22 protein-coding genes are annotated in these 26,298 nt (G+C 56.4%); 9 read left to right on the top strand and 13 right to left on the bottom strand.

Going from position 1 to position 26,298, the window contains the following annotated elements:
* Positions 1–153 precede the first annotated feature (153 nt).
* The 3 genes from Q0802_RS12300 to Q0802_RS12310 are packed head-to-tail and all read left to right on the top strand — an operon-like array spanning position 154 to position 6,981.
* Entirely contained in the window at positions 154–2,319 is a 2,166-nt protein-coding gene (locus Q0802_RS12300; RefSeq protein WP_298918489.1) for a contractile injection system tape measure protein, read from the top strand.
* On the top strand, positions 2,312–3,673 hold the full coding sequence (locus Q0802_RS12305; RefSeq protein ID WP_298918492.1) for an ATP-binding protein: 1,362 nt from the start codon (positions 2,312–2,314) through the stop codon (positions 3,671–3,673). The genes Q0802_RS12300 and Q0802_RS12305 overlap by 8 nt, the downstream gene beginning before the upstream one ends.
* Complete coding sequence (locus Q0802_RS12310; RefSeq protein WP_298918495.1) at positions 3,670–6,981, top strand: hypothetical protein; 3,312 nt, start codon at positions 3,670–3,672, stop codon at positions 6,979–6,981. Before Q0802_RS12305 ends, Q0802_RS12310 begins: the two co-directional genes overlap by 4 nt.
* Positions 6,982–6,987: 6 nt before the next feature.
* Here Q0802_RS12310 and Q0802_RS12315 read toward each other — a convergent pair whose 3' ends face one another.
* On the bottom strand, positions 6,988–8,007 hold the full coding sequence (locus Q0802_RS12315; protein WP_298918497.1) for a LacI family DNA-binding transcriptional regulator: 1,020 nt from the start codon (positions 8,005–8,007) through the stop codon (positions 6,988–6,990).
* Between the two features lie 108 nt (positions 8,008–8,115).
* On the opposite strand from Q0802_RS12315, the gene Q0802_RS12320 reads away from it, so the two are divergent.
* From Q0802_RS12320 to Q0802_RS12340, 5 genes are read left to right on the top strand one after another with little or no spacing between them, the layout of a single operon-like run.
* Positions 8,116–9,627: a tripartite tricarboxylate transporter permease gene (locus tag Q0802_RS12320; RefSeq protein WP_298918499.1), complete on the top strand. Its 1,512-nt coding sequence runs from the start codon at positions 8,116–8,118 to the stop codon at positions 9,625–9,627.
* Positions 9,624–10,094 (top strand): tripartite tricarboxylate transporter TctB family protein, encoded by a 471-nt coding sequence (locus tag Q0802_RS12325; RefSeq protein WP_298918502.1) that lies wholly within the window; start codon positions 9,624–9,626, stop codon positions 10,092–10,094. The genes Q0802_RS12320 and Q0802_RS12325 overlap by 4 nt, the downstream gene beginning before the upstream one ends.
* A gap of 38 nt (positions 10,095–10,132) precedes the next feature.
* A complete protein-coding gene (locus Q0802_RS12330) occupies positions 10,133–11,101 on the top strand; it encodes a tripartite tricarboxylate transporter substrate binding protein (RefSeq protein WP_298918504.1) in 969 nt (322 codons plus the stop codon).
* 57 nt (positions 11,102–11,158) lie between these two features.
* Positions 11,159–12,562: an aldehyde dehydrogenase family protein gene (locus tag Q0802_RS12335; RefSeq protein WP_298918507.1), complete on the top strand. Its 1,404-nt coding sequence runs from the start codon at positions 11,159–11,161 to the stop codon at positions 12,560–12,562.
* Positions 12,559–14,046 (top strand): AMP-binding protein, encoded by a 1,488-nt coding sequence (locus tag Q0802_RS12340; RefSeq protein ID WP_298918510.1) that lies wholly within the window; start codon positions 12,559–12,561, stop codon positions 14,044–14,046. Before Q0802_RS12335 ends, Q0802_RS12340 begins: the two co-directional genes overlap by 4 nt.
* A 12-nt stretch (positions 14,047–14,058) precedes the next feature.
* Here Q0802_RS12340 and Q0802_RS12345 read toward each other — a convergent pair whose 3' ends face one another.
* From Q0802_RS12345 to Q0802_RS12385, 9 genes are all read right to left on the bottom strand, one after another.
* Positions 14,059–14,811: a sulfite exporter TauE/SafE family protein gene (locus tag Q0802_RS12345; protein ID WP_298918513.1), complete on the bottom strand. Its 753-nt coding sequence runs from the start codon at positions 14,809–14,811 to the stop codon at positions 14,059–14,061.
* A 125-nt stretch (positions 14,812–14,936) separates the two neighbouring features.
* Positions 14,937–16,088, bottom strand: coding sequence for an acyl-CoA dehydrogenase family protein (locus tag Q0802_RS12350; RefSeq protein WP_298918516.1), 1,152 nt, complete (start codon positions 16,086–16,088; stop codon positions 14,937–14,939).
* The gene (locus Q0802_RS12355; RefSeq protein ID WP_298918519.1) at positions 16,088–16,888 is read right to left on the bottom strand and encodes an enoyl-CoA hydratase family protein; all 801 of its coding nucleotides are present in this window, start codon (positions 16,886–16,888) and stop codon (positions 16,088–16,090) included. Before Q0802_RS12355 ends, Q0802_RS12350 begins: the two co-directional genes overlap by 1 nt.
* Position 16,889: 1 nt before the next feature.
* Complete coding sequence (locus Q0802_RS12360) at positions 16,890–17,366, bottom strand: MarR family transcriptional regulator (RefSeq protein WP_298918522.1); 477 nt, start codon at positions 17,364–17,366, stop codon at positions 16,890–16,892.
* Positions 17,363–18,106 (bottom strand): SDR family NAD(P)-dependent oxidoreductase, encoded by a 744-nt coding sequence (locus Q0802_RS12365; protein ID WP_298919171.1) that lies wholly within the window; start codon positions 18,104–18,106, stop codon positions 17,363–17,365. Before Q0802_RS12365 ends, Q0802_RS12360 begins: the two co-directional genes overlap by 4 nt.
* Positions 18,103–20,394 (bottom strand): bifunctional salicylyl-CoA 5-hydroxylase/oxidoreductase, encoded by a 2,292-nt coding sequence (locus Q0802_RS12370; protein WP_298918525.1) that lies wholly within the window; start codon positions 20,392–20,394, stop codon positions 18,103–18,105. The genes Q0802_RS12365 and Q0802_RS12370 overlap by 4 nt, the downstream gene beginning before the upstream one ends.
* A 160-nt stretch (positions 20,395–20,554) precedes the next feature.
* On the bottom strand, positions 20,555–20,872 hold the full coding sequence (locus Q0802_RS12375; protein ID WP_298918531.1) for a Rieske 2Fe-2S domain-containing protein: 318 nt from the start codon (positions 20,870–20,872) through the stop codon (positions 20,555–20,557).
* 1 nt (position 20,873) lies between these two features.
* Positions 20,874–21,836 (bottom strand): fatty acid desaturase family protein, encoded by a 963-nt coding sequence (locus Q0802_RS12380; RefSeq protein ID WP_298918534.1) that lies wholly within the window; start codon positions 21,834–21,836, stop codon positions 20,874–20,876.
* A 68-nt stretch (positions 21,837–21,904) separates the two neighbouring features.
* The gene (locus tag Q0802_RS12385; protein ID WP_298918537.1) at positions 21,905–22,486 is read right to left on the bottom strand and encodes a helix-turn-helix domain-containing protein; all 582 of its coding nucleotides are present in this window, start codon (positions 22,484–22,486) and stop codon (positions 21,905–21,907) included.
* A 179-nt stretch (positions 22,487–22,665) separates the two neighbouring features.
* Between Q0802_RS12385 and Q0802_RS12390 the strand changes: the two genes are divergently transcribed.
* Entirely contained in the window at positions 22,666–23,661 is a 996-nt protein-coding gene (locus tag Q0802_RS12390; RefSeq protein ID WP_298918540.1) for a succinylglutamate desuccinylase/aspartoacylase family protein, read from the top strand.
* Here the strand turns inward: Q0802_RS12390 and Q0802_RS12395 are convergent, their stop codons facing one another.
* The 3 genes from Q0802_RS12395 to Q0802_RS12405 all read right to left on the bottom strand — a co-directional run bounded on the left by Q0802_RS12395 (position 23,662) and on the right by Q0802_RS12405 (position 26,297).
* Positions 23,662–24,531: an amino acid ABC transporter permease gene (locus tag Q0802_RS12395; RefSeq protein WP_298918543.1), complete on the bottom strand. Its 870-nt coding sequence runs from the start codon at positions 24,529–24,531 to the stop codon at positions 23,662–23,664. It abuts the gene before it with no gap.
* 69 nt (positions 24,532–24,600) lie between these two features.
* Positions 24,601–25,434: a transporter substrate-binding domain-containing protein gene (locus tag Q0802_RS12400; protein WP_298918546.1), complete on the bottom strand. Its 834-nt coding sequence runs from the start codon at positions 25,432–25,434 to the stop codon at positions 24,601–24,603.
* Between the two features lie 35 nt (positions 25,435–25,469).
* Complete coding sequence (locus Q0802_RS12405) at positions 25,470–26,297, bottom strand: amino acid ABC transporter permease (RefSeq protein WP_298918547.1); 828 nt, start codon at positions 26,295–26,297, stop codon at positions 25,470–25,472.
* Position 26,298 lies beyond the last annotated feature (1 nt).

Here is a 26,298-nt window from a genome sequence, read left to right on the forward strand (position 1 = left end):
GACCAGACTGACCAGACTGACCAGACTGACCAGACTGACCAGACTGACCAGACTGACCAGACTGACCAGACTGACCAGACTGACCATGTCAATCTTCCAATGAATCCGCCTGTTTGGATTTCACGGCGCAAAATTGCGTCTGGACCTGGTCAGTTGAAAGAAAGAGGGGGCGAACAGGATGTTGCGGCACCTCCTGAGTGGAATAGATCGGAGGAAACGGGCCTGGCAGATCAGGCTTTTGATGCGGCAAGCAAAGAGGGTCAGAGGCGCAACGACGCTGGTGCGAACCGAGACACGCAGCCTTCGCAGAGGGATGAGCCGGGAAACTCGGATATCGTTTCAGGAGAAGATAGCGGCGCTGGGACGCGTGCTGGCGTGTCAGACGTTTCCGGGGAGGCGCAGAAGATAGCCAAGCGGGTGAGCACAGATCACTCATCTGCGAGACCTGACAATGTTGAGGATGCTGACCACGCGCGGCCTGACGCTTTCGACCGATCATCCAACGCCGACCAATCGAAGAACCAGCAAGAACGCGATGCGGTTGAAAGTGATCATTATCGGGGTCCGACGCTTGACGGGTCTAACCGGCGGTTAAAAGGGTCAGTTACGCCAGGGTCGCCTGAACGTGATTTCCGATCTGAAAGGAGAGCTTCCAGGGATGATCCGGAACGGGGCCAGAAACCGGATTTGCAAGATGTAACGGATTTGGAACCCGGGCAGCTGGATGGCGCGACACCGGAAGCTTCGGCGCCAAACCCGGGACGCATAAAACCCGGGACTGAAGTCGAGAAAGACGTCAACTTGGACTCCGCGGCGTCGGACGATGGGCACCTGCCGGGTGGTGATCTTCCATCAGTTGAAGGTCAGGAAACGCCTCTTGCGTCGACATCATCAGAGGAGTTTTTCGCTGAGTCGAAACTCACCTTCACCTCTGAGAGACGGAAGGCAGAGGAGTTGCTGAAAGAGTCGCAAGCGAAGAGCGATGCAAAGGATCAGCGCGTTGCTTCTGATGTCGGGCAAGGCGGAGAGGGGGCTCTTTCTGAACGATCTGTTAATACCAACCGTAGGTACGCTGAAAACGCCACACCCGCCGATGATCAGCGTCGCAACGACGCCCCGCTGTCGGTAACCGAGGAGGAAGGCACGATTGGTTCAACACCTGCGCGTTCCGCCAGTCACGCTGGTCCGCCAAGGGCAGACCAGACAACAAGGCCGCTTGCACCGAATGATGACGGATCAGACGCGACACCGATATTCCGCACTTCCCAACCTGAGAATTCTTCTCAAACCAGGCCCGATGCGACGGATACGCTGCCTCCAGATTTTCCGTCGTCCGGGGATGTCGTCGATGCGCTTGTTGAGGCAGCATTTGGAGCGCACGCACAGGATTTTCGCGCGACCGTCGCCGCAATATGGTCGGCTTTGCCGCAAGCGGCAAAAGACGGCTATGGAAAGTTATCCATCGAGCATGAAGCCGCGCAGGTTCTGAGCGCTGCCGAACTTGAATGGGAAAAACTGGGCATCGAAGACCGTCTGCTGCTCGACATGGTCGCGCAAAACGGGGTGGTGGACAGGGATCTTCCACATTTTGTCAAAGATCTGCTGCAACTGATCGCACCAGAACAGATGGCGCGGAACGCCTTGTTGCGGTTGTTGGTTGTACGGGTTGGGTACGCTTCTGGTCAGGTGCCGCCGGCGTTGCGGTATCGGTTGAAATCCATTCTCCAGCAGCTTCTGGAGGCCGCAACACCAGATGTTTCCAGCGATCAAGCGACTCCGAGAATACCGCCCAATCAGGCTTCGCAACATCAATTGCTAACGGCCCATGCCGGGCTGATCCTGTTCCACCCTTACTATAAGATGCTCTTTTCGAGGATGGATTTGCTGACCTCCAAGGATGATTTGTTGCCTGATCAAATTAATCGGGCCGCAGCTGTCCTCAATGCCCTTGCGGGGGTGAATGACTTGCCCGGTCCCATGGACCCGTTGCACCGGGTTTTGTTGGGGATGCCCGATGGCATGGAGGCGCCCGTTCCTGACGAATTGTCAGCTGTCGAACTTGATCTGGTCGACAGTTTGATCCGTGCTGTGATCGATCAATGGGCAAGGCTGGGCCAAACCTCCCCAGCCGGTTTACAGGAAGCGTTTGTGCGGCGCGGCGGTTCCCTTCACTTTGATGACACTGGCGCTCATCTTCGGGTCGATCCCGGGCCCTTTGATGTGCTGCTTGACGGGTTACCCTGGTCGTTGGGCCCGACAGTTGCACTCCCATGGATGTCGATGCCCTGCCATATTCGCTGGAGGGACACCGATGCCTAGCGCCCCTAATCTTGTTGAGCTGAAAGGGAATGCGACGCCCCATGCTGTGGCTGTCGAAGCGGAACTGGCGTGGTTGTCGCAGGTCATCGAGACGCGGCTTTCCCATTTCTTTGATGCGACGGGGGCTGCATTCGTTATGCCCTCACCTCCGCCGCTTCGGCCCGGCTCGGCTTTGCAGGAGCTTGTTACTGAAAACCACTTGAGCGTCGGCGAGCGGCTGGTGATCGCTCTGGCGATTGCACCGCATGTGAATTCCGCGATCCTCGATCCGTTCTTTGTAAAAAACGCGGCGATCGACAGGGCCTTTTCACAGTTTGGCGGGCAACATAGCGGGGCAGGTGGGTTCCAACCAACCGCAGAGACTGCGCTGTTCCTGCTTGCTGGCGCGGAGACTTCGGACCGCATTGCGGCCATGGCGATTTTTGAGGCGGATCGCCCTTTACGAAAACGAGCAGGGATACTGTTGGGAACGGCGGGTCCGGAGACCAAGGCGTTTGGGAACCTTCTGGATATCTCGGTGCACCGGCTGGTGGCGTTGTGTGAAGGCTCCCCGCCGCGCCCGGACTTTTCGCCGAGTTTCCCTGCGCAACGCTTGCAGACGAGCCTGGAATGGTCGGATCTCGTCTTGCCCAGAGATTTGCACTACGCCTTGGGCCACGTCATCGCGTGGCTGGAAAACCGGGAAAAAATCCTGTCGGACTGGGGTCTGCACAAGCAATTTGGCAAGGGTTTCAAGGCACTTTTTTATGGCCCGCCAGGGACGGGAAAGACGCTGACCGCCTCCCTTTTGGGAAAGCGGACGGGCATGGATGTCTACCGCGTGGACCTGTCGATGGTTGTGTCCAAATACATTGGCGAGACCGAAAAAAACCTTGGTCTTGTGTTTGACATGGCGGCTGAACGGGAATGGATATTGTTCTTTGACGAGGCGGATGCCCTCTTTGGTGCGCGCAGTGCGACATCTTCGTCAAATGACCGATACGCCAATCAGGAAGTGGCCTATTTGTTGCAGCGGATCGAAGATTGCGAGAGCCTTGTGATCCTTGCCACAAACCTGCGCAGTAACATTGATGATGCGTTTTTCCGCAGATTCCAGATGTCCGTTGGCTTTGTTAAACCGGATACCGGGCAGAGGCTTCAAATCTGGCAGAACGTGCTGGCAAAGGTTCCGTTGGCGGATGATGTCGATGTCCAGAAAATGGCCCGTGATTATGCTCTGGTAGGCGGATCGATTTCCAATGTTGCCCGTACCGCTGCAATCACCGCTTTGCGTCGCGAAAGCGCAACCGTTGCGGCCGAAGATTTCAAACATGCCATCACGACCGAGATGCGCAAAGAAGGACGTACGTCATGACGATTATCAGACGTTTTCTGACCCGTTTTTGGGTTGTTGCTGCCCTTGCGATTGGAACACCGGTGGCAGCCTTGGCCAATTGTACTGACTTCCAGACCCTCGGGAATGAGGCATTTGAGGGATATGACGTCGGCACCGTCCAAACTGGTCTGCGCGCCGCGCTTGAAGACAGTAACGCACGTCTGAAAGACGGGTTTATGGGCAGCGTGACCCGCGCTGCCCTTGTGAAGCTCTGTGAGGATGTGCCGCGAAGGGGGAATGGCCCGGATATCACTCAGACTCTTGATTTAGCAACAGATTACGGCGTTCTATCCGGGCTCGTTTCCGAATGGCGCAGCCTCGTATTGTCGAACGATGTGATTTCCGGCCTGGCGCAGTCGAATGCGACGTCGCGGCTGGCGCTTAGATTAGCGGCAGGGCCGCACGTCGCATCGGCAGCTCTGACGGGAACGACATCCGTCGCGGATTGCAATGCACTGAGCGCAACCGAGGCTCTTTCAGCCGAGGTTCAGGCAGCGCTCGATCTTCTGTCCGGTCCGGATCTTGGCTATGCGCTGGTCGATATCTGCACCGCCTTCCCGATTGCGGGCACAGGCGAGGATTTCCTGTCGGCAATGGCGCGCATAGGCCAGATCGACCTTACCATGCCCGGCGGCGTAGATGATCTGATGTCGGACGCATTCGGAACCTGGCTCGGGCAATCGGCGGGAGACAGGCTGCCGCGCTTGCTGGGATCTGTTCCAGCCGTGCTGGCGTTGCTCAAGGAGTATGACGATAGCAAACTGACCGCCCCCGTCGTGGTCGATACGCCCGTACCAGTCGCCAAACCGGCATCCTGCACGGTTCATGCCGTCGACAGTTCGACACGTTACTTCGCGTTTTCGGAGGATAATCTGAAGGCGCTTACGGAAAACGTTGATGTGCAGACAGCATTTGAAGCTGTCAAGGACATGCAGTTTGCAAGCGCGCAGCAGTTATGGGCAGCATTGCAGGTCAATTTGCAGGGTGTGCTTGATCAATGCACCATGGACCAGATCAAGGAACTGGTCATCGGCCCAGAATTCCTGCCCAGAGCGTTCCTGATAGATGAAAACGCCACCAAATCTCTCAGCTTTATCGACCAACTGCAGGACGTTATGCCCGTGGTCGAACCCTTCATCGGGCGCATCGCCCCGGATGAAGAGACATTGATCTCCGGGCTCACCGCCGCTGTGACAGGACAGGTGACGCTGACGATAAACGAAGAAGTCGAAGTGGCCGCAACTACACTTGCTGCGGCTGCGGAGCCGGTTCCTCCGGTGTTGGACACCTTGCCCGAAGGTGTCCCGGAGTATGAATTGCCCGAACCACCGGCGACGATTGGAGTTACGGATGCCACGGATTTGGCCATCGCCAGCACGGTTCTGAACGACGCCTTTCGGGAAGCGCTCGCAACCAGCAACTACCTGCCTGCGACCCAGCCTGAAATCCTGAAAGGAGATGTGCGCCGCATTCTACGCCCGGTCGCCCAGGAACAGATTGCCGCAGAAGTCGCCGATAAGATGGCACAGATCGAACCGGTGATCATGTCTACATGGTCCCTCACACCCAGTCTCAAGTCCAGAATTCTTGACTTGCCGGATGTCAGCGATCTGGTGGATGACCCCACCAGCGACGACCTTGCGACACGGCTTAGATCATTGGTGGGTGTCGAGTATCCGTCAGCAAGGCTGTTTCAATCCGCATTAAACGCCGTGCCCCCTGCGGAAGGCGCGGACCCCTCGGAGCCGCCCTTGTCGGAACAACTGGTCGCCGCTGCTGCCGCATTGGCGCAACGCGAGGTCCCTGACAAATTCAAGGAACGTGCATTTGGTCCTTTGGCGGCGCCCGATTGCGGATGCGTTCCGAAAAGAGACGACACCGCAGAAGTCTATGGGTTCTACCCTTTCTGGTTCGCGCCCCTCAAAGATGCACCGCCCCCGGACGACAGTGAAGACGCCCCGCCTGCGCCGACATTGCAACTTGTCGATTTCGAATTGATCAGTCGTCTCGCGTTCTATGGAATGGAGATGACCTATGCCAACCCCGAAGGCGATGAAACGACGCGAAACCTGTCCCTGATCCATCGAGATCGTTGGATTGAGGCCCGGCGGAGTTTTGTGAATTCGGCGCACCGGCATCGTGCCAAAGTGGATGTGGCGTTTGATCTGCGTGACTGGTCCAACTGGACGGCAAGTGAAATTGATAATGCCACCACCGAAATCACCAAACAGTTGCAAGCCTTTGAGCGTATTCCAACTGAAACGGTGGCAGACCTTCGCGCCGCGCTGCCGACGCTCTTTGATGCGACCTATCCCGACGGTGTGACGCTGGTTTTTGAAAACTATGCAAACAAGACGATGGCTGATCTGAATGCCCAGAACCTGATCGATATCGTTCGCGCAGTGCACGCCAAGTTACCGCAGCCTGAAAACCAACATGTGAATATTGCACTTGATTTCGCCCTGATCGACATCCCCGGCCAAGAACCGGTGTTGAGCAACCTCAGCGATCTGCTTTTGACCGGCCGGTCCTTGGCGCAGAAACGTGTGGAGGGTCAGGAAGAAGGACAGTTTTCCCGCAAGGAGCAGGAAGAGGCAAAGATCGTGGACAAGATCCTGATCTTTCTGGAGCGCCCAACGACGGAAACGAAAAAGCGTCTGCGCGCCCGCATGGATCGCAGTGATTTCCGCGGTAAGGAGCGGTCGGAAATCCTGCGCAGCATCATTCCGATTGTCCCCCCCAGCGGGCACGAGTTCGTATTTCAGCGCCATCAGGAAAGCGACGTTACTGACGAAGAGGCGCTGAAATATTCGCAATTCGTTGATGACGTAATCTATTTTGAAGACAACTTTTCGGGTATTGGGTTCTGGCCGGTCCCGCGGTTGGAAGATACGGATATCGCCACGATCAAGGCAACAATCGCCGGGGACTGGAACCTGCACAGCCTTCCCAAGGAGCTCAGCACCATTCGGGTTCCGCTGGAACAGGTCTGCACATGGGCTTGTCCGAACCGTGCCTATATTTCGCTGATCGCGGCGGCCCTCTTTGTTTTTGTGCTCATTCTGACGCTGCGGTCGTTCTATAGCGGCGCCATCAATCAGTTGGCCTTCCGGCTTGGTGTTGTCTGGATCGGCATGGCTGCTGTGATCGCGATGTTGCTGATCCTGGACATTTGCGACTACCGATCGTTCTGGCCACGCATCTTCGTGATCTGGTTAATCGCCGTTCTGGGGCTCATCATCGGATACAATTTTGTGCAGCGGGTGAAAAACGGGCCGAAACCGTGACCGGGTTCAAAACTGTTGAAGCCGCTTGCAGGTCTCGCGGGTGTTCAGGGTAATAGCGCAGTTGATGCGCACGGTTTGATTCAGGTTGCCAACAATGGAGCCCGCCAGCTGTTGCCCGGCGAGGTGGCCGATTTCACGTGCTGGCAGACGGACCGTGGTCAAGGCGGGTGTCATTTCTTCGGACCCTTTGAAATCGCCAATGCCGATGATCGAAAGGTGATCAGGGACCTTCAGCCCGATACTTTGTGCGCCATACAATGCGCCGACCGCCAGCACATCATTGCCGCATAGCAAGGCGGTGGGCTTGTGCTCTTGATTGAGAATCCCCGTCACCGCTTGTTTGGCTTCAGACAGGCTATAAAGACTTTCGGTCATCCATCGTTCCTGCAGATCCACACCCGCTGCCGCCAGGGTCTTGCATGCCCCATCAAATCGCCCTCGGGCACGGTCATTGTCGGGAAGGGGCGGAAACAAAAGCCCGATATCCCGGTGACCGTGATCCAGCAAACATTGCGCCGCCAGTTGGCCGGCCAGAGCATTGTCAGCCCCCACACAGGACAGCCGCGATTCCGCGTCGTAATTCCAGATCGATATGGCGGGTGTCTTGTTACTTTCCAGCAATTGGTAGGTCTCTTCGGAATGGTCCTGCCCGATGAGCGCCACGCCATCCACGCGATGTTCAAGGAATTTGCGAACTGCCGCATATTCGCGTTCCAGGTCGTATCCATGGGATGCCACCAGAATTACGAAACCATGCGCTTCCACCGACTGTGAAAACGCCTGAATGAGTTCCGCGAAGATCGTGTGATCAATTGTCGGGACCACAAGGCCAATCGTTCCGCTCCGGATACCATGCATCGTCTGGGCGGCACGGTTTCGGATGTAGCCCAGGTCGCGCACCGCTTTGTCAATCTTTTTGCGAGTCGCAGGTTTTACCTGATCGGGGTGATTGAACGTCCGCGAAACCGTCGAAATAGAAACTTTGGCGCGCTTTGCAACGGCAAATATATCCACTTTATCTATCATTTATCAGTGCCTTATAGGAAAATATGAGCTCAAAAATGAAAACATTTGCAAAACTATTTTCATTGCCTACCCTGTTTTGTCAAGGAAGTTTGGCTGGGGAGCCTTTAAATGGAATTCATCTTCTATTTCGGCGATGTCTTTACACCCATCAACTTTGGGCTGCTCTTGCTGGGCACCATTGGCGGGCTCATCCTGGGGGCGACGCCCGGGTTATCACCCACCATGGCCGTGGCCTTGCTCATTCCATTTACGTTTCAACTTGAGGCGGCGCAGGGCCTCATTCTGCTGGGTGCGGCCTATACATCCACAGTGGCGGGCGGTGCAGTCTCGGCCATATTGCTGAAAATTCCCGGTGCTCCGGCGAACATCGCCACAACGCTCGACGGCCACACAATGGCGCAAAAAGGCGAGGGGGCCAAAGCGCTGCAATTGTCATTTCTGTCCTCGGCTGTCGGGGGGATATTCGGTGTTCTCTTGCTGATCTTTCTGACGCCTGTGCTGGCGAAATGGGCTCTGGCCTTTGGTCCCAGTCATCTCTTCTGGCTGGCGATCCTCGGGGTAACTGTCATCGGGTCTCTGGATTCGCGTTCGGTGGTGAAGGGGTTGCTTTCGGGGTGTATCGGCTTGTGGCTGGCCACAATCGGTTTTGATGACATCATGGGCGCGCAGCGGTTCATCTTCCACCCGGCCCTTGGAGGCGGCATCAATATCATTGCGGCATTGATCGGGCTTTTTGCCATCCCGCAGGTGATCACCATGTTCGCCAAAGGCCGCCGGAACGATGGTGCGGAAGTCATTCAGGTTCAAAAACACCCGATTTCCGGCGCGATAACGGAATTGATGCGCAACAAGCGCGCCATGAGCATCGGGACCCTGACAGGCTCCGTCATCGGCCTGATCCCGGGTGTCGGCGGGCAGATCGCCGGGCTTGTTGCCTACGACCAATCCAAGAAGTTCAGCCCTGATCGTGACAAATTCGGCACCGGCCATCCCGAAGGTCTTGTCGCGGCGGAATCGGCAAACAACGCGATGGTTGGCCCGTCGCTGGTGCCGTTGCTGACCCTTTCGATCCCCGGCTCGCCCACGGCGGCAGTGCTGTTGGGCGGGCTGCTGATCCATGGCATTTTCCCAGGCACCGACCTTTTCGACAATCACCCGGATGTGGCCTGGACATTCATCAATTCGATGCTGATCGGCCAGATACTGATGTGTATTTTTGGTCTCTATGTGGCCGGCATGGCAGCGCGCGTGGCTCAGGTGCCGCAAAGCGTGATGGCTGCGGTGGTTCTGGGTCTTGCGGTCTTTGGCAGCTACTCGGTGCAGTCCAGCATGGGAGATGTCTACGTCATGGCCGGGCTTGGCGTGATGATGTACTTCCTCGAACGCTTTGGCTTTTCCGCCGCCCCACTGGTGCTGGGTCTGATCCTCGGACCCATTGCTGAGGCGAATTTCATCCAGGGCAGCATGATCGCCACTGCAACAGATGGAATGGGTCCCTATTTCCTCGGCGGCGCGCTCAACCTCTTCCTGATCGCGGTGGTCATCGCCTCGATTTTCTACTCCGCTTACATGGAGTTACGCAGCCGTCGCTACACCTCCAAAGAGGAGATCATGGCATGAGTGATATCAGCTTGCCGCGTGTTCAGCACATCATAGGGTCGGGGATCGTGGCCGCCGTCGGCATCTGGGTCGCCTATGTCAGCTACACCCAGCAACCGTCCGAAGCCTTTTTGTTTCCGCGCCTGATCGCGACTGTCTTTGTCGTTCTGGCCCTCTGGACATTTGCCAAAGCCTGTCTCGGCTGGACCAAGGTTGGCAACGGCATTTCCGCCAGGCAGCTCCGAAATCTGGCACCGGGTTTGATCATCGCCCTGATCTACATCTTCTGGGCGGCCAAGGGATTGGGGTTTTATACCGCAACCTCCATCGCCTTTTTTATTCTGTTGAGCCTTTACGATCCGGCACCACACGGCGTGCTCAAATCCTGGCTCAAACGCATCATCATCACGGCCTGCTTTATGGCTGTCATGTACGGTCTCTTCGCCTTGCTGCTGAAAGTCTACACACCGCGAGAGATATATTTCTGAACCGCAAACAGCGGCAGATCATTTTGGGAGGAACTACCATGAAGAAACTACTCGCAGGGGCCGCCATTGCCCTAATGGGACTGACCACGACCGCGACGGCGGATGGTCACGCAAACTACCCAGACCGACCGATCATGATGATGGTCAGCTACGGAGCCGGGGGGGCCACGGATTTTCAAGCGCGCATCGTGACGATGACCGCCGGGAACGAGGATGCGCTCGGCATGCCGATCGCGATCCTCAACAAACCGGGCGCAGGGGGCCGTGTCGGCTGGAACTGGCTTGCCGGTCAGGCCGAAGCGGATGGTTATACGCTTGGTGCATATAACGTTCCGCATTTCATCGCACAGTCGATCAAGGGCGGTGTCGAGTATTCGGCGGACAGTTTCGAGCCCATCGCCAATTGGGGCGCGGATCCCGCCGTGCTGGTTGTCGGCGCGGACAGCGAATTCAACACGCTTCAGGATGTGGTCGATTTTGCCAAGGGCAATCCAGGTAAGCTGACCACCTCGGGCGCGGGGCTTTTCGTCGGTCACCACATTGCCGCACTGCAAATGGAAAAAGCGGGCGATATGAAAATGGCCTATATCCCGACAAAAGGCGGTGGTGCTGCGGCCATGAAAGCGGTGATTGCAGGCGAAGTCATGGCTGGTATCAATAACCTTAGCGATGCTTTCCGTGCGCGTGAGGCGGGCAATGTCAAAATCCTCGCGGTCGCCGATCTGGAGCGGAACGACTTTTTGCCGGATGTTCCCACGATGATGGAAGGTGGTCTGGATGTCGACAATGCCTCTGTAAACTTTCGCGGCGTGATGGTGCCCAAGGGTACGCCGCAGGGGATCATCGACAAGCTTGCAGAAACGGTTCCGACCATGTTCGAGAACAGCCGCGTCGCGGGCAAGATGAAAGCGGGCGGATCGCCCATGCACATCATGACCCGCGACGAGGTTCTGGCCATGTGGGCCGCGCGCGAAGAAACGCTGAAAGAACTGCTGGCCGGTTTGTAATCTACGCCGTCCCCATCCGGTCAGCCGGGTGGGGACCCCCTTCAGAGGAACATGCAAATGAACGTCCATGATGATCTTGCCGAGGTTGATGCCATTGTTGCAAGGGCGCGCCACGCGCAAAAAGCTTATGAGGTCGGTGGATCGCAGGCCCGTTACGACCGAGCTGCACAGGCCGCTGCCTGGGCCATCATGGAACCCACCCGTAACCGCCATCTTGCGGAGCTTGCGGTCGAGACAACCGGCCTCGGCAACGTGCCGGACAAGATCACCAAGAACCATCGCAAAACCTTGGGTCTGATGCGCGATATTGCGCCGGCCAAGACATACGGCGTGATCGCCGATGACCCGGAAACAGGTATCACCGAAATCGCCCGCCCGATGGGTGTGATCGGCGCCGTCGTGCCCTCCACAAATCCCGCGGCGACGCCGGCCAACAACATCATCAACGCTTTGAAATGTGGCAATGCCATTGTCCTGTCGCCGTCACCCAAGGGCGTGCCCGCCTGCGAGACCCTGCTGAAATACGTTCACGCGGAATTCGACAAGATTGGCGAAGACCATGATCTGGTGCAGATGGTGCCGGGCAAGGGCAGTAAGGAGAAGACTCAGCGTCTGTTGGAAACCACCGATCTGATCGTCGTGACGGGGTCGCAGAATAACGTCAAACGGGCCTATACCTCTGGCACGCCCGCGCTTGCCGTTGGTGCAGGCAATGTCACCGTGATCGTTGACGAAACCTGCGATCTGAAAGCAGCGGCAGAGAAGATCACGGCGTCCAAGACCTTCGACAACGCCACATCCTGTTCGTCGGAAAACGCGATTGTGGTCGTTGATGAAATCTACGACGCATTTGTTGCGGAACTGGCGAAAGCTGGGGGGGCTTTGGTAAAGAACGAAGGTCGTATCGTTGCCGCGCTTTGGCCCGACGGGCATCTCAATCGCGCGGTAATCGCGCAGGATGCCGACAAGATGCTGCAAGCACTGGGATTGACGCAGGAGGTCCCGGCAGAAACCAAATTCCTCGCGGTTGAGACCTCGGGCATCGGCCATGAACACCCGTTATCTGGAGAGAAGCTGTCACGTGTGGCAGCACTCTATCGTGCGGCAGATTTTTCCGATGCCGTGACCGTTGCCGGGAAAATTCTCGCCCATCAGGGAGCAGGACATTCCATTGGTCTGCACTCGCGAAAGGATGATCGGGCTTTGCAACTGGGTAGGGCCATTCCGACCTGTCGCGTGATCGTCAATCAGGCGCATTGTTTCGCGACCGGCGGGGCTTTTAACAATGGAATGCCCTTTTCGCTCTCCATGGGCTGCGGATCATGGGGCGGAAACTCTATTGATGACAACCTGCATTGGCGGCATTTCTTGCAAACGACAAAAGTCATTCGCGAAATTCCGCCGCGCGAGCCAGAAGTTGCAGACATCTTCGGCGACTACTGGGAAGTCGCTGGTCAATGATCTTCGCGCCGGATACGCCCCCAAAGGGGACGCTGCGCGACTGGATTGATCATCGCGCCGCGAACGGTGGGACAGCGTTTGTCTTCTGGGATGACTCTGAAGGATTGGATTGGAAGTCTCTTCAGGCTGAAGCCAGAAAGATAGCCATGGCCCTCACGGCCCAAGGCCTTGAGAAGGGTGAAAGTGTCGCGATCCTCCAACCTAACGGCCGCGAAGGCGTGCTGGCTTTTTATGGTGCGGTCTACGGCGGGTTCCGCGCCACCATGATCAACCTTGCGGCTGGTCAGGATGCGATTTCCTATGCACTGGAGCATAGTGAAGCGAAGGTCGCGATCGTCCATGACAGCGTCCGGTCGCTTTTTGACGCCACACGGCCTGGAGCGATGGCAACGATGGATGTATCTGTCGCGGTGATTGACGCGAAATTACACGACGTGGCGCCATCGGATCATGCGCTGTTGATGTACACATCCGGTACGACAGGTCGGCCAAAAGGGGTTGTGCATACACAGTCAAGCCTGCTTGCCGGCGGGTGGACCACGGCAATTGCCCATGACCTTTCGCCTCGGGACCGTGCACTCTGCGTTCTGCCCATTTGCCATATCAACGGATTATGTGTGACTGTCATTGGGGCTCTCGTTTCGGGCGGTTCGGTTGCGATGTGCCCAAAATTCTCGGTCAGCGGATTCTGGACACAGGTCAGTGAAATGGGTGCCACCTGGTTCTCCGTGGTTCCGACGATCATCTCCCATCTGCTCCATGCAAAGGGCGCACCGGGCGCAGAAACCATGGATCGGCTGCGGTTTGGCCGTTCGGCTTCTTCTGCTTTGGCGCCGGATGTCCAAAGCGCCTTTGAAAAGAGGTTCAATGTTCCCATCATTGAGACCATGGGATTGACTGAAACTGCAGCCCAGATCCTGTCCAACCCGCTGCCCCCGGGCATACGCAAAATCGGGTCTCCGGGAATTGCATATGGCAATGAGGTTGCAATTCTTGCGCCCGATCTGACCGAATGTCCTTGTGATACAGAGGGCGAAATTGCGGTTCGTGGGCCCAATGTGATGCTCGAATATCTCAAGAACCCCGATGCCACCAATGGGACCTTCGCGGACGGTTGGCTGCGTACCGGTGATCTGGGGAAAAAAGACGCGGATGGATATCTGTTCGTCACCGGGCGGCTCAAGGAGTTGATCATCAAGGGGGGGGAGAACATCGCCCCGCGCGAGATTGATGAGGCGCTTTATTCGCATGGTGATGTCATTGAAGCGGCTGCATTTGCGCGCCCCTGCAAGACATATGGTGAGCGGGTGGAGGCTGCTGTTCGGGTCCGGGAGGGGTCGTGCCTGACAAACGATGACCTCGTGGACATCTGCGTGCAGAAACTTGGCAGATTCAAAGCCCCTGACCGCATTCATTTCTTGCCGGAACTGCCCAAAGGCCCGTCAGGGAAAATTCAGCGACTGAAGTTGCTTGCGGTCACCTGATCGACGACATCGTCAGATGGTTCTGAAAGTGAAGACAATCGTCATTGCCACTCCGACACAGATCACGATTGACCTGATGACCCGCGCGGATAGCCTGCGGGCCAGCAATGCGCCACAATACCCTCCGACGGTCGCTGATACCATCATCAGCAGAGCCTGTGGCCAGTAAATTATTCCCGCCAGGGCGAAAGTGACCACTGAGGCTGCGGAAAGAATGAATGACATCGCGTTTTTGAGACCGTTCATAACGTTGAGATCCCGGACACCCAGCGTCGAAAACAGCGCCAGCAGAATGATACCGAGGCCACCGTTGAAATAGCCGCCATAGATACAGACGATCAGGGTGCTGAGCGTACCTAGGTTTCCAGTCGTTTGCGAACGCCGTTCAGCCCAGTTTGAGATGCGTTTGCCCAATGCAAAGACCAGTGTTGCGAAACCTAGCAGCCATGGGACCACTGCAGAAAACACAGTCGCGGGCGTCACCAGCAACAACAGCGAACCCAGAACGCCGCCAAGTACGGACAAGCCCAGAAGCGCGCTCAAATGTCTGCGCGGGTAAAGGCGTAGTTCATCCAGATATCCCAACGCACCGCTTAGATAACCCGGAAAGACGGCCACGGCGCTTGTCGCGTTGGCGGGGATGGTTGGCACACCTGCAAACACGAGTGCAGGGAAAGTCAGAAAACTGCCGCCTCCGGCAATTGCATTGATGACGCCCGCGAGAAATCCGGCAGATGTCAGAAGGCATATTTCAAAGATTGTCAAAGAGAGGTCTCAGATTGTGTGTTGATTTGGGAAGCGTTGCCGCAGATGCCAGTGAGTTTTGAAATCGCCGTTGACCTCGGGTTTTGCAACTCCAAATCGACTTGGACTTAAAAACCGAGGCCTGTCTATTGCGGATGACCAGCGCGCACCTGTCTGGCAATGACAACACGTTGAACGTCTGAGGCGCCTTCATAGATGCGCAACGCTCTGATGTCGCGATAGAGACGTTCCACCGTTTCCCCCGATTTTACACCGTCGCCACCGTGAAGCTGTACCGCTTTGTCGATCACGCTCTGCGCCCGATCTGTTGCAAAGAGTTTGGCCATCGCGGCCTCACGGGTCACGCGTGGCGCGCCGCTATCCTTGGTCCAGGCCGCGCGGTAGACCAACAGCGCCGCGGCATCTATGTCCAGCGCCATGTCGGCGATATGGCCTTGGACCATTTGCAAATTAAACAATGGGGCCCCCTGAATCTGCCGGGTTTCGACACGTGTCAATGTTTCGTCCAAGGCCCGCCGGGCGAACCCCAAAGCGGCAGCAGCGACGGTTGATCGGAAAACATCCAGGACCGACATGGCGATGGTGAAACCCCGTCCGCGCTCTCCGATCAAGGCCGCTGCCGGAACGCGGCAGTCGCTGAAGCGCAGGGTGGCGAGCGGGTGGGGGGCAATGGTTTCCAAACGTTCCGTTACTTCGAAGCCGGGCAAATCTGGCGTGACAATAAAGGCAGATAGCCCCTTGGCACCCGGTGCTTCACCGGTACGGGCAAAGACGGTGTAGACATCCGCAATGCCGCCGTTGGAAATCCAGGTTTTTTCGCCGTTCAATACATAGTGAGCGCCGTCGCGTTCTGCTGTCATCGTAGAATTGGCGACGTCCGATCCGGAGCCCGGCTCGGTGAGGGCAAAGGCGGCGATGGCCTCTCCGGAGCGGGTTTTCGGCAACCATTCCGCCCGTTGATCGGGTGAGCCAAAAAGGGAAATCGCACCCGAACCCAACCCCTGCATTGCAAAGGCGAAATCCGCCAAACTGTCATGACGCGCCAGCGTTTCGCGGATCAGGCAGAGACTGCGCACATCCAGCACGCCTCGTTCCGAGCCCGAATGGGTGAGAAACCCGCCTTCTCCGAGACGTGTCACCAAAACCCGACAAGCAGCGTCGGTATCCCCGTGATCGACATCTCCCAAGGCGGATTGCGACCAATCCTCCAGCTTCGCGGCCAGGGCGCGATGCCGGTCTTCCAGAAAAGGCCATTGAAGAAAGGATTTATCTGCCATCAATCGCCCTCAAAGACAGGTTTTTCTTTGGCCACAAAGGCATGGTAGGCCCGGTGAAAATCCTGCCCCTGCATGCAGATGGCCTGCGCCTGCGCCTCAGCCTCGATGGCCTGCTCGATGGACATCGACCACTCCTGCGCCAGCATGGTCTTGGTCATCATATTTGCAAAACCCGGACCGTCCGCGATGCGACGCGCAAGCGCATTGGCTTCCTGGGTCAGCTGGTCTGTCGCTACGATCTTGTTGAAAAATCCCCAGGCATGACCCTCCTCGGCAGTCATGGAGCGCCCCAGATATAGAAGTTCCGCAGCCCGCCCCTGACCAATGATCCGTGGCAGAATGGCACAAGCCCCCATGTCACATCCTGCCAACCCGACACGGTTGAAGAGAAAAGCGGTTTTGGAGTCCGGGGTTGTTATGCGCAGATCGCTGGCCATCGCGATTATCGCGCCTGCACCTGCGCAGACACCATCTACCGCGGCGATGACCGGTTTGCCGCAATTGACCATCGCCTTGACCAGATCGCCGGTCATCCGCGTAAAGGTCAAAAGCTCTTTCATACTCATCTTTGTCAATGGACCGATAATATCATGAACGTCCCCGCCCGAGCTGAAATTGCCGCCATTAGGCGCAAAAACGACGGCGTTCACATCCTCTGCGTAATGCAGGTCCCGAAACCAGTCTCGCAATTCTGCGTAGCTCTCCAGTGTCAGCGGGTTTTTCCGTTCAGGCCGGTCCAGAGAGATCCTGGCGATACCCTCCGATACGGTGCAATTGAAGTGAGAGACGTCGCTGCGCATGTCAATTCTGATCCTCAAGTGATTGGCTGAGGTGATCCAGCCGCTGGATCATTCCCTCAATGTCGTTCTCATCCAGATCGCACAAAATGCCGCTGATCCAACTTTCATGTGCCTCAGCGTGTTCAGCAAAGACTTCACGTCCCTTGGGTGTCAATTGAACGAGATTGGCGCGACGGTCACCCGGTATCGATCGGCGCGATGCAAGGCCCTCTTCGGTCAGCTTGTCCACGATGCCAGTGATGTTTCCGTTGGAGACCCGCAGCCGCTTCGAAATTTCGCTCATTTTCAAACCGTCAGACGTGCGTGCCAACGCAGACATGACATCGAACCTTGGCAGGGTTGATCCGAATTCGCTGCGCAGTCTGCGTCGTATTTCGCCCTCGATCTGATTGCTGGTCTTCAGCAATTTCAGCCATAAGCGCAGACGTTCCTTGGAGAGGCTTTCACCGATGTCATGCGTGTCGCGGGCAGATGTCATATCTCGCCTCCCGAGAGTGACAGGGCGTGACCATTGACCGAGCGGGCGGCGTCCGAACAGAGCCAAAGCACCGCCTCCGAGACCTCGTCGGTTGAGATCAAGCGCTTCTGCGGGTTCCCGGCGACCAACGACGCGCGTGCCTTTTGCTCGGACATGCCGGTGTTGTCGGCAATTGTCGCGATGGAACGATCCAGCATTGGTGTGTCGATGAACCCGGGGCAGATAGCATTTACGGTAATGCCGGAGGCCGCCAGTTCGATGGCGAGCGCCCGCGTCAACCCGACAACCCCATGCTTTGATGCGCAATAGGCCGCTACATAGGGGTACCCTTTCAGACCCGCAGTGGAGGCAATGGCGATCATGCGTCCCCAGCCTGCGGCCTTCATGTCCGGCAAAGCGGCTTGCCAGACATTTGCAACCCCGATCAGATTAACCGACAGCATGGCCTGCATCTGCTCATTGGTCATTTTAGCGAAAGGCGCGCTTTGCGCGGCTCCGGCATTTGCAACAACTGCCGCAATCGGCCCGTGATCTTTTCGCGCGGCGCTGAAGGCATCTGCAACAGCCGCCGGATCGGTCACGTCGCAAATCTGATAGGGGAATTTCTGAGATTTCAAAGGCGCCTCACTGCGCCCCATGATTGTGACTTTGGCTCCGGCTTCGAAGAGGGTTTTGGCGGTTTCCGCCCCAACGCCCGTGCCGCCGCCAGTCACAATGACATGTTTGCCTGAAATGCTCATACCCTGATCATCTCCGCTTCCCGGTCGGCCAGTCGCCATGTCTGATCTCTGCCCGCCTGATAGGGGAGCGCCCAATCGGCTTGGCGATCCCCGATTTTCGCAGCCTCGTGCAACGTCCAATAGGGATCCGCCAAATGCGGGCGTCCCACCGCGACAAGATCCGCACGCCCCGCCATGAGGATCGAATTTGCGTGATCGGCCTCATAGATGTTTCCAACAGCCATGGTCCTGATACCGGCATCATTGCGGATGCGATCTGAAAACGGCGTTTGAAACATCCGACCGTAGACCGGTTTGGCATCAGGCGTTGTCTGCCCGGCGGAAACATCAATGATATCAGCGCCGAGGGCGCTAAAGGAGCGTGCGATTTCGACCGCATCGTCCGGGGTGACGCCTTCGTTCTCCATCCAGTCAGTGGCCGAAATGCGGACGGACATTGGCTTGTGTTCCGGCCAGACCTCGCGCATCGCCGCAAAGACTTCCAATGGATATCGTAGCCGATTTGCCAAAGCGCCCCCATATGCGTCTTGGCGCTGATTGGAGACCGGCGAGATGAAGGAAGAAATCAGATATCCGTGGGCTGCGTGCAATTCGATCATGTCGAAACCGGCGCGCTCTGCCATTTCTGCGGCGGCGACAAACTGTGCTTTGATATCGTCCATATCGGCGCGTGTTGCTTCACGGGGGGTTGCGTTATCCGGGGACCACGGGATTGCGGAGGCCGAGACCAATTCCCAGTTCCCCTCCGCCAGGGGCCGGTCCATCCCTTCCCAACCGATGTTTGTTGATCCCTTGCGACCGGAATGGCCGATCTGGCAACATATGCGCGCCGTCGTCTCGTTGTGGACGAAATCTGTCAGGCGTCTCCAGGCTGTTTCATGCTCAGGCGCGTAAAGTCCGGGACAACCCGGTGTGATCCGACCCGTCTCAGAGACACAGGTCATTTCCGTGAATACCAGCCCGGCACCCCCCTTGGCACGCTCACCATAATGAATCAGATGCCAATCGTTGGGCGTACCATCCACCGCTTTGTACTGCGCCATCGGCGATACCACGATGCGGTTTTCAAGCTGCATTTCGCGAAGCCTGAAGGGTGCGAACATTGGCGCACGAACCGGCACATCATCCGCCACGCCAGCCTGATCAAAGAACCAGCGCTCCGCGCTTTCCATCCATTCCGGGTCACGCAATCGCAGGTTTTCGTGGCTGATCCTTTGCGACCGCGTCAGCATTGAGTAGTTCAGCTGCACAGGGTCAAGGCCCAGGTACCGCTCCACAGATTCAAACCACTCAAGAGAATTCCGCGCGGCTGATTGCAGTCGCAGAACTTCCAGGCGCCGCTCTTCCTGGTAGCGGGTGAAGGCCAATTCAAGAGTTTGTTCCGTATGGATAAATTCAGCCAGAGCGATCGCGCTCTCAAAGGCTAGCTTGGTACCCGAGCCGATTGAAAAATGCGCCGTTGCCGAGGCGTCCCCGAGCAGAACCACATTTTCATGGTGCCAGGTTTCGCAAAGGACTCGCGGAAAACGTATCCAGGCGGAGCCGCGAATATGGTTCGCGTTCGACATCAATTCATGGCCACCCAGGTGGTCTTTGAATATCGCCTCGCAGGTCCGGATGCTTTCCTGCTGGCTCATGTCGGCAAAGCCGAACTTGTCGAATGTTTCCTGAGCGCATTCGACGATAAAAGTCGCGGTTTCGTCATCGAACTGGTAGGCATGCACCCAAACCCATCCATGCTCTGTTTCTTCAAAGATGAAGGTGAAGGCATCGGAAAACTTTTGATGTGTCCCGAGCCAGACAAACTGGCATAGCCGCTGATCAACCTCGGTTTTGAAGCTTTCCGCGTATAGATTGCGCGTGGCCGAGTTCAACCCGTCAGAAGCGACGACGACATCATAGTCCGACCGGTAGGTATCGGCGCTTTTTATCTCGGTTTCAAAGCGCAGTTCGACGCCCAGTTCCTTGGCGCGGGCCTGCAAGAGCAACAGGAGTTTCTTGCGTCCGATCCCGCAAAACCCATGACCTGAGGAAATATGTGTTTCGCCCCGATAATGCAGGGCGATGTCGTCCCAATAGGCAAAACTGTCGCCGATCGCTTCGGCGCTTACGGGGTCGTTGCGGGACAGGTTTTCCAATGTTTCATCTGAGAGCACCACACCCCAGCCGAAAGTGTCATCGAACTTGTTGCGTTCGAATACCGTGATGTCGCTGGAAGGGTCGCGCAGCTTCATAGAGATCGCAAAATAGAGACCCGCCGGCCCGCCCCCCAAGCACGCTATTCGCATTAAGCCCTCCCAAAATCGCCTTTGAACAGCACAGGTACCGCTTGCTGTTGTGGCAGAAGTCTACGACCAGAGGCGATAATCTTCAAGTTTGAAATATTAAAACCTAAATAAAATACCATAGGAACTGCTTGCGCCGATTGACGTCACCGGACTGTCAGTCCTAAATGAAAACTTGCACCATGCCGTCAACTTCGCGCGACAGGATCATCCGCAACTTAACCCGGGCGGGTGCTGCGACGGCCACTCCTGTGCGCGCGTCAAACAGGCCTTGATGCAAAGGGCACTCAATATGGGTACCGTCGAAGTAGCCGTCACATAAATTGGCAGCGCCATGTGTGCATCGGGCCAGCGCCACCGTGATCCCCTGATCGGTGTCAAATACAGCAAACTCTCTGGACCCAAGGGAAACCGGTGTCGCATCGCCGCGATAGATTTGGGCAACCGGGATTAAATCTCGCCAGGCCCTTTCCCGAGGCATGTCAGTTGCCCTTCGTTGCATCACAACGATGCTTGCGTCCGAACAGCTGCGCCAGAATGTCGATGTGGGCCCCGATATAGCCTCTGGACTCGACCGCCACATGGCCTTTGAGTTTTTCGTGCAAAGCAGGCAGCGCGTGGAAAGGCACAGAGGCCGCATAGTGGTGCTCGGCATGATAGTTCATGTTCCACGCGAGAAACCGCATGGGCCGGGTGACATAGTTAGTGCGGGTATTTTCGGTCATATCGCGCACGTTCGGTTTGCCCACGTGTTCGGTCATGCGAATGAACCGCATCACAGGTTCGCCCAATAATACCGGTCCCCACCAATAGATCACAGGTCCCCACCAATGGGTCGCAATACAAAAACCCCCGATTGCCACATAGGCCACCAGCATCAGACGCGCCTCCCAGAAAATGGTCTGACGCTCCTCCTTTGGGATGAATCGTTCTTCTTCCTTGCTGAGGTGTCCGAAGGTATGTCGACCCAGTTCGGTGAATTTGCTGCGCCAGTAGGGGAGGGAAGACAGATACCAAAGATACCCGCCAAGGCTGCGCGGCAGTTCGATGAGCTCAGGGTCATCCCCCTTGAGCTGGGTGTAGGTATGGTGATCGCAGTGCTCATAACGAAAATGCCGGTTTGGTAGCATGATGATGATGGCGCAGATGTTCCCGACCAGGTCGTTCAACCATCGGGTCCTGAATACGGTATAATGGCAACACTCGTGTTGCAGTGAGAAATGGTGAACCAGAACCACGCCGTGCAGGAACATGGCAGCCCACATCCAGACCGATCCATACGTCAGATGGATGAGTGATCCGGTCGAAAGCACCAGCATGATCCAGAGAGCCAGGTGTTTCAGCGCGGGAACGTCCGACCGTACCATCAACGCCTTCAGTTCCTGGCGCGTGAGCACGCCAGCGTTAAGGGCCTGGGTGATCGGTGTCAGAACGGGTGCCGTCATCGGGTGCTTCCAGCTGAAACGATGCTGATTCTACTATCAGTAAAATTAGTTCTTTTGAAGAAAATTTCCTATGGGGTGACGATGATGGTAAAGAATTCAACAGATTGCGTGTTCAGCGTGACCGGCCCATGGGGCATCTCGCTGTCGAATGTCAGGCAATCCCCTTTTTCCAGCAGGTAACTGTCGCCGCCGACGCGGTAGGTCATTTGACCGGTTATCATGCGTATGAACTCTATCCCGGGATGCTGGAACAGAGGTTGTCCTGCTGCGGTGTCCCTGATGGTTATAACGTAGCACTCCAGATGTTGGCCGTTTGCCTCGGATCGTCCGACCAGAGTGTAGCTGTGGCCATAGGTGCTGCCGACACGGCGAACCTCGATGCCGGCGCCTGCTTTTACAAAAGAGACTTCCTTGCGCTCGACTGTGTCCGCGAAAAGGTTTGCGATGGGCACTCCAATACTTTGCGCCAAGGCGTCGAGCGTGGACAGAGACGCCGAGACCTGACCGCGTTCGATCTTTGAAATCATGGCGGAGGAAACCCCCGAAATTTTTGAAAGTTCGACGATTGTAAGGTCTCTCGCATTGCGGTGCTTCTTGACGGAATGACCGACGCAGCTTTCAAGCCTGTTGGAGGGATCCTTGGGTTCCATGCGCGCAGCTTACGTTTGGCCTGTCCAATTGCAATGTTGGAAATTCCCGACCTCACCCACAAGATCAAACGCGACGCGCCGTTCAAACCCGAGCTTTGACGGGTCAAAAATATGCATGCACACAGCATTCAATTCTGTAGGCTGCACCGAATAACCTGCCCCAAAGAGCGAGACATCCAATGCCGAAAAGTACCGTTGCACCGACGATTGACCTTGCGGCCGAGGGAAAACAAGTTGGGGATTTGCGTGTCCGCTGGTCCGATAACTCGGTGCCTTTGGGGTATCACCCGGTGCCAATCATCAGCCTCAAAAACGGTGCTGGACCCGTTATATTGATCATAGGCGGCACCCATGGTGACGAGTTCGAGGGACCATCGGCGATAATGCGTCTTGCTGGTGACCTGTCGATCGAGGATGTTACCGGACAGATCATTATTGTACCCAGTCTGAACAGGCCCGCTGTCGCGGCATCTACCCGCGTTTCTCCGCTTGATCAGGTAAATCTGAACCGTGCATTCCCCGGTGATCCGATGGGGGCGCTCACCGAGCAGATTGCCTACTATGTAGAGACCGAACTGCTCCCGCTTGCCGATGCGGCTTTGGATTTGCACTCGGGAGGTAAGGCGGCCTATTTTGCGCCTTGCACCTTGCCAACACGGACAGCTGATCCGGGGCTATATGCGCGAAATCTCACCTTGGCGGAGGTTTTCGGCCTGCCGCTTGTATGGGTTTTGGGCGGATTTAACGAGCCGCGTTCTCTCAATTCTGCGGCTGAGCGGGCAGGGGTGCCAATGATTGCGACAGAACTGGGCGGTGGCGGTGGCGTCGACCCTGACATTGCCAACCTGGCGGAACAGGGCCTTTACAGGGTGCTGCGTCACATGGGCGTTCTCGCCGGGGAGGTCTCTGAAATTCGAACACCCCGGCGGGTAGAGATCGCAGACCCTGATCACAGTATCTATGCGCCGGGGGAGGGTATCTTTGATCGCAAAGTGTCAGCCGGGCATGGGGTCAGAAAAGGGCAGGTCGCAGGCTACCTGCATTATGTTTGTGAACCGCGACGGGCCTCCGAAACTATTACCTTCTCCCATGACGGATTTGTACTGGCGCATACCAATCGTGGCTACGTCGCGCGGGGTGATCTTCTGATGCTGGTTGTTCAGGATACAGAATAGTTACTTGTTTTCCAGACGCCGGAACAGCAGTGACAATCCGAAGCAAATCACAAAGTAGAATGCTGCTGCCGTCAGCCAGCCTTCAAAGATCAGCCGGGTTGAGGCGACCAACTCGACCGTCTTGAACGTCAGATCGGGTACGGAAATGAGGGACACCAATGAGCTGTCCTTGACCAGGCTTATGAATTGGTTGGCTAGCGGCGGCAAAACCTTGCGAAGCGCCTGGGGGAGCACGATGAAACGCATCTCCTGAAACCAACTCATGCCGATGGACCGCGCTGCTTCCCGCTGCCCCCTGTCGATAGACTGGATGCCCGCGCGGACAATCTCACCGACAAATGCGCTTTCGAACAGGGCCAGCACAATCACCCCTGAAATGAGCGCGGGAAAGCGTCGCATGTCACCAAACAGAAAGGTCCAGATCGCGTTGTTTTCCTGCCGGGCGATGCTGCGGGCCCAACTTTCCATGTTGAGTGCCACGATCAACTGCTCGGAGAGGAAAAAGAAGAAGATGAAGATCACCACAACGGGAGGAACATTGCGCAGAAACTCAAGATAGGTCCGCGCAAGCATCCTTATTGTCAGGTTTGCCGAGCAGCGTGCGACACCCAATATCACCCCAAGAATGAGGGCCAGAATACTGGCGTAGATACTGATCCGGACCGTCGCAACAAGGCCTTGCACAAGCAGGTTGGCGACCCAGCGCTCCTCGCTTTCCTTGTAGCGGAAAATATAGTTCGGGATTTTCTCCCAGCGCCAATCGTAGTTCAGAACGCCACCAACGCGCACGACGATTGCAGCAGTTGCTGCAACGAGGACGAACAGGATAAGGTAGTCTATCCAATGGAGGCGTTTAATCAGATTTCGCATGCAATCCGCTTTCAACCGGGAAAATCCCAGAGGGGCGAAGAACGCCCATCTGGATGCTGATCCTCAAGCTTATTCAGCGACGCTGTCTTTCCACTCATCTCCACGGAACCAGTAATCATTCCGCTCTTTCAGCCAGCCGGTGCGGGTCTTCACGCCGATCCAGTTGTTGAAATAGTTTTCCGCATCCGGATCCCCTTTGCGAAAAGCGAAGGCCTCGCCGCCAGCCTGAAAGGTCTCGTTAAATGGCACATAAAGCGTATCAGAATAGCGTCTCGCTTCTTCTGACGGTGTGGGCTCGGAGGCCATGGTCGCATGCGCATTTCCGTTGAGAACTTCCTGAGTGGAGGCCCCATCTTCGTCGAACATCAGAAGCTGCGCCTGCGGGAACATAGATTGGATGACCGCAACCGGCGTGGCTCCGCGACGGGCAGCAAATGTAACATCCGGGTTGTTGTAATCTTCCAGCGAAAAGCCTTCGGTCATGGCCCTGTTGGCAAGGATCGTCATGCCGGAATAGGCGTAGGGATCAGAGAAGCTGACCGTCAGGTTGCGCTGAGGTGTGATCGACATACCGGAGATAATGACGTCAAACTTGCCTGAAACCAGCGCCGGAATGATCCCGTCCCATGAGGTCGGCACGAATTCGGCTTCAACGCCCATGTCTTTGGCAAGCTCACGCCCGACATCCAACTCAAACCCGACGAGTTCACCGTCCAGATCGCGCATCGACCAGGGCCGGAACAGCGACAGGCCGATCTTGATCACGCCGCGTTCCTTGATGGTCTCGATAACGCTGTCGCTGGATAGACCTTGCCGCGTCTGCTGCGCTGCGGCTGGCAATGCCAGAGACATCGCGGCAGCGGAGGCGAGGGCCATCCCCACCAGTCGTCTTGTGATTTTCATGTCCTATCTCCTTGTTGATCGTTTCTGTTTTGGGTTTATGTCCGGACCGCGTATTTGGTTTCCAATCTTGAGACGCCGATTGACAGCGCAAGCGTGATCACCATGTAGACGGCTGCAATCGTGAACCAGATTTCAAAGCTCATGTAAGTGTCGGAAATGAGATTGCGCCCGATCGTCGTGAGTTCGGCGACCGCAATGACACTGACGATTGCGGAACTTTTGACAAGATGAACAACCTCGCCGGTCATGGGCGGCAGCATGAATTTTATGGACTGGGGCAGAATAATGTAGCGATATGCCTGCGCCTTTGACATCCCGATAGAGGTGGCGCCTTCCCACTGACCTTTTGGGACGGCATTGATGCCCGCGCGAAAAATTTCGGAAATAAGGGCGGCGTGAAACACCGCAAGACACAAGACGCTTGCCGTGTACCGATCCAGCGAAAAGACGGGGCCGAGCACGTAATAAAAGAGATAGAGCAACACCAGAATTGGCATGTTGCGAACAAACTCCAGAAAAGCGATGGCAATCGCCCCGCCAACGACCAGCCCAGAAAGCCGCAACAGCGCAATCAGCAGACCCAGAAGTGTCGCGAAAATGAAGGAAGTGACCGAAAGCTGGATCGTTTTGACCAGCCCGATCATGATTTCACCCCACTGAAATCCGTCGTCGGTAAGTGTATAAAAATACTGTGGAATGCGATACCACTGCCAATTGTATCCCATCGCCTGCGCCCCTGAATAGGCAAGCCAGATGATGCCCAGAATAACAGTGAAGTAGAGCGCGAGAGAGATCGGAACCGAATTCACAATCTTTGAGAATTGAAGCCGGGATTTGCGCTTGGTGCCGGGTCGAGTGGTCATC

Source organism: uncultured Roseobacter sp., from assembly GCF_947495275.1.
Lineage (GTDB): Bacteria > Pseudomonadota > Alphaproteobacteria > Rhodobacterales > Rhodobacteraceae > Roseobacter.